This is a genomic window from Nitrospira sp. M1 (assembly GCF_965152605.1).
On record NZ_OZ224217.1, the window covers coordinates 928,456 to 940,987 of the forward strand.

11 protein-coding genes are annotated in these 12,532 nt (G+C 46.5%); 9 read left to right on the plus strand and 2 right to left on the minus strand.

Annotated features, from left to right (window positions below):
- Positions 1-218 precede the first annotated feature (218 nt).
- Positions 219-830, plus strand: coding sequence for a J domain-containing protein (locus ACWHX8_RS04500; RefSeq protein ID WP_447970765.1), 612 nt, complete (start codon positions 219-221; stop codon positions 828-830).
- Here ACWHX8_RS04500 and ACWHX8_RS04505 read toward each other — a convergent pair whose 3' ends face one another.
- Positions 831-1,187, minus strand: coding sequence for an ArsC/Spx/MgsR family protein (locus tag ACWHX8_RS04505; protein WP_447970766.1), 357 nt, complete (start codon positions 1,185-1,187; stop codon positions 831-833).
- Positions 1,188-1,346: 159 nt separating this feature from the next.
- Between ACWHX8_RS04505 and ACWHX8_RS04510 the strand changes: the two genes are divergently transcribed.
- Together ACWHX8_RS04510 and ACWHX8_RS04515 are read left to right on the plus strand one after the other, a co-directional pair.
- Entirely contained in the window at positions 1,347-1,715 is a 369-nt protein-coding gene (locus ACWHX8_RS04510; RefSeq protein ID WP_447970767.1) for a hypothetical protein, read from the plus strand.
- 260 nt (positions 1,716-1,975) lie between these two features.
- On the plus strand, positions 1,976-3,493 hold the full coding sequence (locus tag ACWHX8_RS04515) for a class II fumarate hydratase (RefSeq protein ID WP_447970768.1): 1,518 nt from the start codon (positions 1,976-1,978) through the stop codon (positions 3,491-3,493).
- Between the two features lie 43 nt (positions 3,494-3,536).
- Here the strand turns inward: ACWHX8_RS04515 and ACWHX8_RS04520 are convergent, their stop codons facing one another.
- On the minus strand, positions 3,537-4,391 hold the full coding sequence (locus ACWHX8_RS04520; protein ID WP_447970769.1) for an NAD(+)/NADH kinase: 855 nt from the start codon (positions 4,389-4,391) through the stop codon (positions 3,537-3,539).
- Positions 4,392-4,803: 412 nt separating this feature from the next.
- Here ACWHX8_RS04520 and ACWHX8_RS04525 point away from each other — a divergent pair, with 412 nt between their 5' ends.
- The 6 genes from ACWHX8_RS04525 (at position 4,804) to gmk (ending at position 12,514) form a co-directional block, all read left to right on the plus strand.
- Entirely contained in the window at positions 4,804-7,233 is a 2,430-nt protein-coding gene (locus ACWHX8_RS04525) for an ATP-dependent Clp protease ATP-binding subunit (RefSeq protein ID WP_447970770.1), read from the plus strand.
- Between the two features lie 230 nt (positions 7,234-7,463).
- A complete protein-coding gene (gene tsaD, locus ACWHX8_RS04530) occupies positions 7,464-8,549 on the plus strand; it encodes a tRNA (adenosine(37)-N6)-threonylcarbamoyltransferase complex transferase subunit TsaD (protein WP_447970771.1) in 1,086 nt (361 codons plus the stop codon).
- Between the two features lie 56 nt (positions 8,550-8,605).
- Positions 8,606-10,258 carry a GTPase HflX gene (hflX, locus tag ACWHX8_RS04535; protein ID WP_447970772.1) on the plus strand — a complete coding sequence of 551 codons (1,653 nt, stop codon included), beginning with the start codon at positions 8,606-8,608 and terminating at the stop codon, positions 10,256-10,258.
- Positions 10,255-10,965 (plus strand): endonuclease III, encoded by a 711-nt coding sequence (gene nth, locus ACWHX8_RS04540; RefSeq protein WP_447970773.1) that lies wholly within the window; start codon positions 10,255-10,257, stop codon positions 10,963-10,965. The genes hflX and nth overlap by 4 nt, the downstream gene beginning before the upstream one ends.
- Positions 10,962-11,837: a YicC/YloC family endoribonuclease gene (locus ACWHX8_RS04545; RefSeq protein ID WP_447970774.1), complete on the plus strand. Its 876-nt coding sequence runs from the start codon at positions 10,962-10,964 to the stop codon at positions 11,835-11,837. Before nth ends, ACWHX8_RS04545 begins: the two co-directional genes overlap by 4 nt.
- Positions 11,838-11,878: 41 nt before the next feature.
- Positions 11,879-12,514, plus strand: a complete 636-nt coding sequence (gene gmk / locus ACWHX8_RS04550; protein ID WP_447970775.1) for a guanylate kinase — start codon at positions 11,879-11,881, stop codon at positions 12,512-12,514.
- The last annotated feature ends 18 nt before the right edge of the window (positions 12,515-12,532 follow it).

Sequence of the window (12,532 nt, forward strand, 5' to 3'; positions counted from 1 at the left end):
CCTCCCTTTGACCAGAGTTGGAAAAGTATCGGTACTCTCATTCTGGATGTCTCAGTTGCTATATGACGAGGCAGGATACCATGTGATTGGACTCTGAGCAATTAAGGCTTGACAGGCAAGGGGGGGATGCTGTTCCTACAGAATGCACGAGTTGAATGTGCTAAGATGCGGAACAACGTTGAATCTAATTTCCTGAAATATGGGGACTGCGCCGCTCTATGGCCTTGAACGAGAGAAATCGTCAAAAGTTTGTTGCTGGCATGACGCGTCGAATTGCTGAGCTTCGTGTGAAAACCGAGGAGAGTTTGGAATTTGCGATTGATACGATGTTTCAGGAGCGTGTGGAGGCCTACCTTCGCTTGGAAGAAGGGTTGGCCGAGGTCGATCGAATGTTAAATGTCGTCGAGGGTGATATTGAAGACACCCACGAACTTCATGCGGCTGAACGCCTGGAATCGCGCTTGGAGTTTATCGAGGATCGGTTTGATGAATTTGACAGTGAAATACGCCAACGTCCGCGTCGACGTCGAAAGAAAATCAACCTCTTTAATTTCTTTAAAGCTGCAGGTGGAGGGGGAGGAGATCCGACTGCGGCAAAGGGCGAGATTAACTCTGCAGGGGAAGCGTATTCTGCCTTGGGCCTGGAATTTGGGAGTCCCATGTCGGCTGTGACGCGAGCTTTTCGTCAGCAGATTAAGAAAATCCATCCAGATGTGCGCAAGGGAGATCGAAGCTCTGAGCCAGAGCTGCGTAAGATCATTGAGGCCTATCAATTTTTAAAAGACGATCATGCGGCCTTCCCTTCGGAGCCTTCGGCTTCTGGGGGATAGTTATTTTCCGAGTAACGTATTCATCATTTCTGGTGGTCTAGCTAAGATTACCGTCTCGCCTTTTTCCACAAGAGGTCGTTGAATGAGATCAGGGTGTTGAATCATCAGGTCAATGATTTGATCGTCATTCATGGTCGTGATGTTCTGTTTAAGCGTTTTGTAGATATCTTCTTTGGTTCTCAAAATTTCCGCAGCTTTGATCCCTCCTTTTTTTAACAGGTCTTTCAGCTTCTTTTTGGAGAAGGGCGTTTCGTAATAATTGATGGCTTCATAGGGTTTTCCGCTTGCTTCTGCGAGTTTGACAACTTGTCGACAGGTTGAGCAGGTGGGTTTCTGGTAAATGATGACTTTTTCCATTATTTCTCCTTATTGTGGGTCGGGCCTATCATTCTCTTTCACGGGCTCTTTCAAGGGGCAATCGCAATCTTGACCTCTTTTCAGAAGCCGTGCTACAAGCAAAACTCATGTATACTGTGCGTTCATTCTTATTGTGGCTTTCAGGCATTGGTGTAAAACATGTCGACTACAGAAACAACTTCCGAGAGTGAGTTTGGCTGCACGAGCGAAACTCAACGTACCTTAAAAGACTTACGTGTCAAACGTAAAGGCCAGCCGGTCTATGTGTTAGGTCATGATGAACAGTATAAAGGACAGGAAGGCGTCTTCGAATCCTTTAATGTTCGATTGGCGGTGGTGAAATTTGCCAATGGAAAGTCTGTAGGGTTTGATCCCTTAGACCTCCTGCTTCCCTGTGAAATCCATGAAAGTGGAGAAGCCTACTTTGAAATTCGCTATTGCGATCAATGTGATCAAGTCTTTCCCCTCACTGCCGAGGAATTCTGGGCAGAGCAGGAACCCACAACTTGTCCGGAATGTGCGCTGTAATCGTTTTCTGTAGGCCGAGAAGGGTTATCTGCTTGTAATTTCTTATTTGTGATAAACGGCCGTTTATTGTTCTCAGGTCGTGGCCGTTTTTTGCTAACATCATTCGTAATCGTAACTATATTCCCCGCCTAATCTTAGCATGATTTCAATATTTCTCTCCTTACCATCCTAATCATTTTTCCTGCGATCATTCTTCAATCTTTGTTGAGAGCACTGTGCTAATAATTTCTCTTTATACTTCAATATGAGGGTCATAGCGTATGCCAAGGTCTCTCTCAAATATCAATCAATCCGTTAAGAAGCAACAGATTCGAAAAAAACGGTCTTTTTCACCAGCAGGCAAGTTGAGTGCATCTTATGCGAAGACTACGCCTACGAGGGTTGAACGAGACACGATGGGTGAGGTCTTAGTGCCAGCTCAAGCCTATTACGGCGCGCAAACAGCTCGGGCGATGCAAAACTTTCCCATCAGTGAACTTCGGTTTTCTCGATCATTTATTCGGGCGCTCGGGCTTATTAAGCAGGCGGCTGCATCTGTCAATCATTCGTTGCGATTGCTTGGACGCAAGCAATCGCGTGCAATTCAAGACGCAGCAGAAGAAGTTATTCGAGGAATATGGGACGCCGAGTTTCCAGTTGACATCTTCCAAACAGGATCGGGTACGTCAACGAACATGAATAGCAATGAAGTGATTGCTAATCGAGCCTCGGAATTATTGGGTGGCACACGTGAAAATCGACTGGTTCATCCGAATGATCATGTCAATCTCGGGCAATCCAGTAATGATGTGATCCCTTCAGCTATTCATATTGCGGCCATTGAACAGATTCATCGAGAATTGCTTCCTGCTCTCAGTCGTCTGCAGCGTACACTCCAGAACAAAGCTCGTCAATTTGACAAGATAATTAAAATAGGTCGCACTCACCTACAGGATGCGACCCCTATTCGATTAGGTCAGGAGTTTGGGGGATATGCGAGGCAGATTGAGTTGGGTATTACACGTGCCAAGCGGGCCCAGGAGGTATTGACCGAACTGGCGTTGGGGGGGACTGCTATAGGGACTGGGCTCAATACGCATCCCTTATTTGCTAAACGTGTGATTCGGCAGATTTCCAAAGCCATTCGGTGCCCACTAAGAGAGGCCGACAATCATTTTGAAGCGCAGTCGGCTCAAGATTCATTAGTTGAGGCTAGCGGGTGTTTGCGGACAATTGCCGTGAGTCTCCTGAAAATGGCGAACGATGTTCGGTGGATGGGATCTGGTCCTCGATGCGGGCTTGGTGAAATTACACTACCAGAAACTCAACCGGGATCGAGTATGATGCCTGGAAAGGTCAATCCGGTGATTGCGGAATCGGTCGCGATGGTCGCGGTGCAAGTAATGGGCAATGATGCCACGATTGCCATTGCTGGGCAAACCGGAAATTTTGAACTCAATGCGATGCTACCGGTTATGGCTTACAACCTTTTACAGTCAATTGAACTATTGAGTACGGCAGCGAAAAACTTTTCGGTGCGTTGCATTGAGGGGATTGTTGCCAATAAAAAGACTTGTGAAAGATACATTGAGGATAGTCTTGCGATGTGCACGGCGTTGGCACCGCTGATTGGGTATGAGGCTGCAGCAGCCATTGCGAAAGAATCGTACCGAACGGGCAAAACTGTCCGTGAGGTCGCGCGTCAACGACAAGTCTTGTCTGACAAACAATTACAAAATTCATTGGATTCATTGAATATGACGGAACGGTCGAGGTTAGTGAAGAAGACAGGGAGGTAGGTATTGAGGCGAAGGCGTGTATATTAGGAAAGTCAATAATGCGTTACCCATCCCCCCATTTGAGTTTGTTGCGAAGGACATCGTAATAGCTCCGGCCTGGAAATCGAATGAGGTGAGCTTGATGGTTGGATGCACAGATATGGACAGTGTCGCCTTCTTTCATTTCAAACCCTACTTGTCCATCAAAGGTCGTCATGGCATTTTCTTGACTGGTGAGCGTCACTGAAATAGACGCCTGACTTGGGATGATGAATGGCCGGTGGGAGAGTGTATGTGGACATATGGGATTCAGTGTGAAGACATTAAGTGAAGGGTCGAGAATTGGTCCATTCGCTGATAAAGAATAACCCGTTGAGCCTGTGGGTGTGGCAATAATAAGCCCATCTCCACGTAAGTTTGTCATGAAGGTTCCGTTGAGGGAGATCTTGATGGCAATCATTCTTGCTAAATGCCCTTTGTTCACGACCACATCGTTTAAAGCTGGTCCTTCCCCGATAATGTGTTCCCCGCGCTGAATCTTTGTCCGAAGCATGACTCGTTTTTCAATAATGTAGTCTTCGGAAAAAATTTGCGTTAGGGAGTCATAGATGCGATCCACGGTCGTTTCCGTTAAAAACCCTAGCCCTCCCATATTGACCCCAAGGATGGGAACCGAGCGCCGTTCGACTAAGCGTGCGGCATGGAGCATTGTTCCATCACCACCCAGTACGATTAACAGGTCGGCTTCTTCGGCGATTTGAGTGCGATGAGCGTTTCGTGTGTTTGTCCGAAGTTCTTGTGTGGTGGGGGTATCAAGTATGACCTTTTTGTCTTGAGTCCTGAGCCACTCAACAATATGCTTCAAGACGGGTTGGATATTCTCCGATTGAGGTTTGGTGAGGATTCCAATTGTATTCACAGATGTTCCTGATGTTCAGATTATTTCATGCCCTTTTCGTTAACGAAGGTGATGGTAGTAATTTGCGTTGAGAGAAGGCAAGCATGACGCAACAGAGAAAAATCTGAAATCGATCCTCAGGTATAAGAAATTGAGGTATATTATCCATGACCTTCTGTTTTTCTCGTTTTAAAATTAACGAGAATGCCTCTACTTTCTCATAAAAAATCAGATGCTATAAATATTGATTTGTCAAGTGTTGTGATGCATGTTCACACTTGCTAGGTTCTCGCTTCTGCACTTTCGTCTTGACAGTTTTACTATTCCATGGATAGACTTACTTTATAAGCAGTTATAAGAAGTGGTTTGTAGTTTAACTGGGCTCTTCCAGCACATCTGTTCAGTTTTGTGGATGTGAGAGAAGGGAGGAAAAATGTTCGAACGATTCACGGACCGAGGTCGAAAAATTATCATTCTGGCAAGGGAAGAAGCTGAGCGCCATCAGAATGATTATTTAGGAACAGAACATTTAGTCTTGGCGATTCTTCGTGAATCTGATGGCATTGCCTTGATGATCATTAAGAAAATGGGACTATCGCCTGAGCAAATTCGATTAGAGATTGAGCGGAATTTGCCTGGAGGTGGAACGACGGTCACCTTTGGTGAAATTCCATTTAGCCCGCGGGTGAAAAAAGTTATTGAATATGGTGTTGAAGAGGCTCGACTACTGGGACATAATCACATCGGGAGTGAGCACTTGCTGCTTGGCCTACTTCGTGAAGAGGAAGGCATTGGCGGGAAAGTCCTTCGAAGTCTTGGTGCTAATCTGCTGACTGCACGTCAGCTCACTGTCACATTTTTGCGTAAGTCAGGATCTCGTGAGCGTGATAAAAAGAGCAGCACTCCAGCTCTTGATGAGTTCGGTCGAGATCTGACGCAATTAGCTCAAGAAGCATCGTTGGATCCAGTCATCGGTCGTCAAGATGAAATAGAACGGGTGCTACAAATCCTAAGTCGACGAACGAAAAACAACCCTGCATTGATTGGGGAGTCAGGGGTTGGGAAGACAGCCATTGTCGAGGGGTTGGCTCAACGCATTGTCTCCATGGATGTGCCTGATAATTTATTGAATCGACGAGTCATTGCGCTGGACTTAGGGTCACTCGTTGCCGGGACAAAATATCGCGGGCAATTTGAAGAGCGCCTCAAAGTTGTGATGAAGGAAATTGCCCAAGCGGGTAATGTTATTTTGTTTATCGATGAGTTGCACACCTTAGTCGGTGCCGGAGCTGCGGAAGGGTCGATAGATGCTGCCAATATGCTCAAGCCGGCACTTTCTCGAGGTGAAATCCAATGTATCGGTGCCACAACATTGGATGAGTATAGAAAGCATATTGAAAAGGATGGGGCGTTAAAACGGCGATTCCAGCCTATCTATGTGCAACCACCCTCCGTTGAAGAAACCATTAGTATTATTCAAGGTCTTCGTGATCGATACGAAGAGCATCATGGTGTTGAAATTACGGATGAAGCGGTCACTGAAGCGGTGAAATTGACCGATCGCTATATCACCGATCGATTTTTACCTGACAAGGCCATCGATCTGATAGATGAAACGGGGTCACGCGCAAAGCTGCAGTCGTATGTCCTTCCACCTGAACTCAAGTCATTGGAACAGGAACTTAAACGTGTTGCTCGGGAAAAAGAAGTTGCCATTGGTGTCCAAAACTTTGAAGACGCCGTGAAGTTCAGAGAAGAGGAAGAACGGCTTAGGAAGTTGCTTGAAGACGCCAAGCGTGATTGGAAAAAGAATCAAGAGCAAAACAAGCCTGTCATAACCGGTGACGATGTTGGATTTGTTGTTTCCAAGATTACCGGCATTCCGCTCTTTAAGCTAGAAGAAGAAGAATCTGAAAAACTCTTGCATATGGAAGAGTTTCTTCATAAACGAATCGTTGGCCAAGAAGAAGCTATTTCCGCTATTTCTCGAGCCATTCGACGGTCTCGAGCTGGTCTGAAAGAGGCGAAAAAGCCTATCGGTTCCTTTATTTTCCTTGGACCAACAGGTGTCGGAAAGACTGAGTTAGCACGAGCTCTGTCAGAGTTCTTATTTAACACCGAAGATTCCTTAGTTCGTATTGATATGTCCGAATATCAAGAGAAGTTTACGAGTTCTCGTCTTTTTGGAGCTCCTCCAGGGTATGTCGGGTATGAAGAAGGTGGGCAGCTTACAGAAAAGGTTCGACGCCGTCCCTATTCAGTTGTTCTGTTCGATGAAATTGAAAAAGCTCACCCGGATATCTTCAATGTATTGCTCCAAGTATTAGATGATGGGGTTTTAACTGATAGTTTGGGGAGAAAAGTCGACTTTAAAAATACGATTTTAGTGATGACTTCTAATCTTGGGACGAAACTAATTCAAAAAGGAGTCTCTCTCGGCTTTCAGAAAGAAGAAGAATCAGCCCAGACGAGTCGACTCCAGGGTGAAGTTATGAGTGAATTGAAACGAAACTTCAGCCCAGAGTTCCTCAATCGTATCGATGACTTTGTTGTTTTCCATCAATTGGATAAGAGCCATCTTGTGACGATTGTGGATATTCTCATTAAGGAACTGAATGTCCGTTTGTCTGAGCGAGGCATTGAACTGGATGTGAGTGAAGAAGTAAAGCAGTGGCTTATTAAAGAAGGGTACGACCCGCAGTATGGAGCACGACCGATGAGGCGGACCATACAAAAACGGTTGGGAGACCCTCTTTCTGAAGAACTGATCAAAGGACGATTTAAGGATGCTCGAAAGATCAAGGTTGTCTTAAATGAGCAAGAGCCTGCTTTTGTTGAAGAAGAAGCCATGGCAAGCGTATAAATAGTTAAGTAAAATACACTGACTTTGTTTGATGACATAGACGACCCTCAGGATCAAGGTCCTGAGGGTCGTTGTGTTTCTTACAGTTGTTGTACAATCAATAATCCTCCCACCATTGCTCAATGTGGTGTCTTTGTGGATCCAGCAAGGCTTATTTCTTCTGCCAGATTATTCGACAAAATCGGTAACTCTAAAAAAAGTTGTCACGCAGAGAGACGCTTCGGTGTGCGATGAAAAATATTGGACCAATCTTAGGTATTGAAACATCTTGTGATGAGACGGCTGCAGCTGTTGTGACATCCGATGGTGAAGTTCTTGCCAATGTTTTGGATTCCCAGGTTGATATTCACGCACGATATGGGGGCGTTGTTCCAGAGTTAGCATCACGTCGCCATATTGAGACAATCGAATCAATTGTGCAATTGGCAATGACCGAGGCGAAGGTTTCGTATCAAGAATTACAAGCCATTGCCGTAACGCATGGGCCTGGTCTTGCTGGGGCACTCCTTGTTGGAGTGAATTTTGGCAAAGCTCTCGCTTACGCGTTGCAAATTCCATTGTTGGCCGTGAATCACCTTAAAGGACATTTAGCTTCAACCTGGGTTGAACAGCCAGACTTTCCTCTGCCGTCTATCATGCTGGTCGTGTCAGGAGGCCATACCCATTTATTTTATGCAGCGGGTGCTGGACAATATGAATTGATAGGCAAAACAATTGATGATGCTGCTGGTGAGGCGTTTGATAAGGGCGCGAAAATGTTGGGATTGAGTTATCCTGGTGGTCCACTCATTGATCGCTTATCAAAGGCAGGTCAAGCCAATGCCGTACACTTTCCTCGACCCTATCTGACCCGTGGAGGATTAGACTTTAGTTTTAGTGGGCTTAAAACTGCGTTGCTGTACTATTTGCGGGACATGAAAAAATCTAACAGCGTGATGCCATCCATAGAAGATATTGCTGCGAGCTACCAGGAGGCCATTGTCGATGTCTTGGTTGAAAAGTCTTTTCGAGCTGTACGGAAATATGGCGCGAAAGGGATTGCTGTCGTTGGGGGAGTTGCCGCCAACAGTCGACTCCGAGAGCGGATGACCGAACGAGCGCAGAAAGCGGCGATCCCCGTTGCACTGCCGGCTTTGTCGCTATGCACTGATAATGCAGTGATGATTGCAGCTGCGGGTTGGGAGCTATATCGATTAGGAGACATTGCCGCTTGGGATGTCGATACGGAGATTGGTCAAGCCGCTGGGACACATCGACGCACGCATTCAGAGACGACGGTTGAGACCAAGTTGGCCCCCCTATCAACGGAGGTGTAGCGATTCCAGTTGTTTTTGGAAATCTTCACGGGCTAAAGGCAAATCAGATCGGTCGAATGGAGCGTTTGTATCGGCGACGTGTTCCGACTGATAAGGTGGTGACCAATGATTTAGCTCGAATCTGCGCGGAGCTTTCCTTTGAAACCCGTCGGCAAATCGGTTTGCTCATAGACCGACAAGGACATGTTCAGTCAGTCATAATAGGGAACGATCATGAACTTGTCATTCCCAATTTGGCGCGCAGTCGTTCTGGGCTTAGGTTATTGCGAGGTGTCCGGTTGGTGCACACGCATCTGAATAATCAACCACTGACCCGTGATGATTTAACTGACCTTGCACTGCTCCGGCTCGATCTGATGATGGCCATTGGTGTGGGCAAGGAAGGACGTGTGCAAGATGTGTTTTTAGCGCATGTGTTGCCGCAGTCGATTCATGGGAAGTCTTGTCAAGAATGGGAGCCCTGCTCTTTACATGGCTTTCAACTCGACTGCCAGGACTTTATTCTCTCATTAGAAAATGAATGCACACGGACAAATATTGGATTGCGGAAAGGGAAGGACTCTTCACGGGCCATTTTGGTCAGTGTGTCCACGGAACGTGCCTCTCGACGACAGGAACATTTAGACGAATTACGGGAACTGGTTCGTGCCAGTAATATTCATGTGGTCGATTCTATCATTCAGCGACCCAGTGCGCTGCATCCGAAATATGTGTTAGGTCTTGGAAAATTGAAAGAAGTGATTATCCAGGCCTTACAAACTGGCGCTGACTGGTTGATTTTTGACCGAGATTTGACCCCGGGACAAGTTCATGGAATTTCTGAAATGACAGAACTCCGAGTTTTGGATCGTACTCAGGTCATTTTAGATATTTTCGCTCAACGGGCGCACTCAAGAATCGGAAAGGTCCAAGTTGAACTCGCTCAGCTTCGCTACCGGCTTCCGCGATTATCCCAATCCAATACGGCCTTTTCCCGCTTGGCGGGTGGAATTGGTTCGAGGGGACCAGGTGAAACCAAATTGGAAACAGACCGTCGGCGAGCACGAGATCGGATTCGCCGCCTAGAGAAAGAGTTGGATGCGGTCTCACGCAGCCGTCAGCAACAACGAAATATGCGTAGTCGACAAGCGACACCCGTGGTCTCATTGGTAGGCTACACCAATGCAGGAAAGTCAACATTATTGAATGCCTTAACGGGGAGTTCGCAGTCAGTCAAGGACCGTGTGTTTGAAACGCTGGATACCGTGAGTCGTAAGTTGTATATCCCGGATCGAGGTGAAATCATACTGACGGATACGGTCGGTTTTATTCGGCAGTTACCGGCAGATCTTGTCACGGCATTTCACACGACCTTACAGGAGTTGAAATATGCAGATGTACTCGTGCATGTTGTGGATGCCGCGACGCCTGATCCAGATCGACATATTGAAACTGTTGAGACCATTTTGACGCAATTAGGCTTTGATTCCATTCCTCGCCTTATGGTGTTGAACAAATGTGACTTACTCCCTGTTGGTCATGTTGAACAATTGTGTCATCGGTATCGAGCCATCGGGATTACGGCGACGCAAGGCCATACTGTTACGGAAGTTCGAGAGGCATTGGCGTACATGCTGAATCGGCTGGATCGCGAGGGGGAGTTGAATGGGGCATGGAATACATTTCGTGGTGCACGTATAGCGAAGGCGTCGAGTGTGGGTGTATCATGAAGGGTTCGCAAGCGGTCACGCATGGGATTCGACGAACGAGAACCTTAGCATCGACGACGCGAAAGCCAGTCTCCAAATCACGGGTCCAGAAAATTTTAAGGGAATTAGGCAATACTATTCCTGACCCTGAAGTTGAACTCACGTCTTCCAATCCGCTGGAGTTATTAATTGCCACGATTCTTTCAGCGCAATGTACAGATGAGCGCGTGAATAAAGTGACTCCGGCCTTATTCGCACGTTATCATACTGCCGATGAGTATGCAGAGGCTGAGCCCCTTGAATTAGAAGCGCTGATTCGTTCGACGGGGTTCTATAAAAGTAAGGCGAAAAATATCATTGCGTGCGCAAAGCTTATTGCGACTCGATTTAACGGTACTGTCCCAGACAATATGGATGACTTGACGATGTTGTCTGGTGTAGGTCGGAAAACAGCAAACGTGTTGTTAGGAAGTTATTTTGGTCGACCATCGGTCGTTGTCGATACCCATGTCAAACGTGTGGCGAATCGACTGCATTTGACTGAAAGCGACGATCCCACAACCATTGAATATGATCTCCAGAAGATCCTGCCGAAAGCCCAATGGACCATTGGTGCACAGCGTTTACTCTTGCATGGCAGATATGTGTGTCAAGCACGGTTGCCGAAGTGTGAACACTGTGTCATTTATACGATGTGTGCGTGGGATGGAAAGTTATCAATCGCATGAAAAGTATGACGGGATTCGGTAAGCGGGAAGCTGAGTGGAAAGGTGCGGCCTTGGGCGTTGAACTTCGGTCCGTAAACCATAGGTTTTGTGAAATTGTTTCGAGACTTCCTCGTAGTCTAGCCGGGTTGGAAGAGGATCTCAAGCAATTGATTCATCAGCGGTGTGAACGGGGACGAATAGAATTCACGGTCTCAATGACTCACACAGGCAATCGTCAGAAGTCTTTAGTGCTTGACCGTTCGGCCGCACGAGACTATCACCGGTTGTTGAAAGAACTTCAACGAGAGCTTGGAGTGAATGGTCCCATAGACGTTGGGTTAATTGCCGGGTTACGGGATGTGTTTACCGTTGCCGAGCGGAGTATTGAAGGAACCGATGCGCAGGGTGTCGTCCTGCGTCTGACAAAAGGTGCACTGGCTGATTTGGATAAAATGCGGATACGAGAAGGCAAGGCATTATCCGATGATATGGGGAAGCGTCTTCAGAAAATTCGGTTAGCATTGAAAGCCATAACCCGACGAGCTCCCTTCAGTATTCAAGAACATTTTGACCGAATGCAGAAACGAGTCATAAAGTTACTGGGTGACAATCCCTCGAACTCTGATCGGCTCAATCAAGAGTTAGCGACCTATGCTGATCGTTGTGATATAACAGAAGAATTAACACGACTCGATAGTCATCTTGCACAATTTCATGATTCATGTAAGACAAAAGGTGCGATAGGTCGACGACTGGACTTCCTGCTTCAGGAAATGGGTAGAGAAATTAATACGATTGGATCGAAGGCCAATGATGCGCAGATTGCCTTGCATGTGGTAGATGTGAAAAGTGAACTAGAGAAAATTCGTGAACAAGTCCAGAATGTTGAATGATCGCGGCTATGACCGTTTCTTCATGATGAAAGTTGTACGCAATGTCGCATAGCGGAATACTGTTGATTTTATCGGGTTCCTCGGGAGTAGGGAAATCGACGTTATGCAAACACATCATTGCTTCGATTCCAGATGTTCAGCTTTCTGTGTCGTATACGACACGGTCTATTCGTGGCGGGGAAACGCACGGGGTTGAATACTGGTTTATTGATCAAGAAGAGTTTCGCCGTATGATTGCCCAAGAAGCATTTCTCGAATGGGCTGAAGTGTATGGAAATTTGTATGGGACGCCGCGTCAAGAACTCTTGACGCAGATTGATAAAGGTATTGATGTGATTTTGGATATCGATGTTCAGGGCGCGAGAAATGTCATGAAAAACATGCCTGATGCCGTATCCGTGTTTCTTATGCCGCCGTCGCTTGAAGTTTTGAAGGCCAGACTTGAATCTCGTGGAACCGATGACTCTGATGTGGTCGAACATCGATTCCAAAAGGCTCAAGCTGAAATAGCTAATTATGTTGAATACGACTATACCATTCAGAATGGTTGTCTGGAGCAAGCCATAAAGGAGTTTGAGTCGATTATTGTGGCTGAACATGTTCGAACAAAACGTCTTGACCCAGCGTGGGTTTTTCGTCATGGTTTGGCTCGTCAAGAGAGTAACCGTGTGTCTTAACGAACTGAGAGAAAGGAA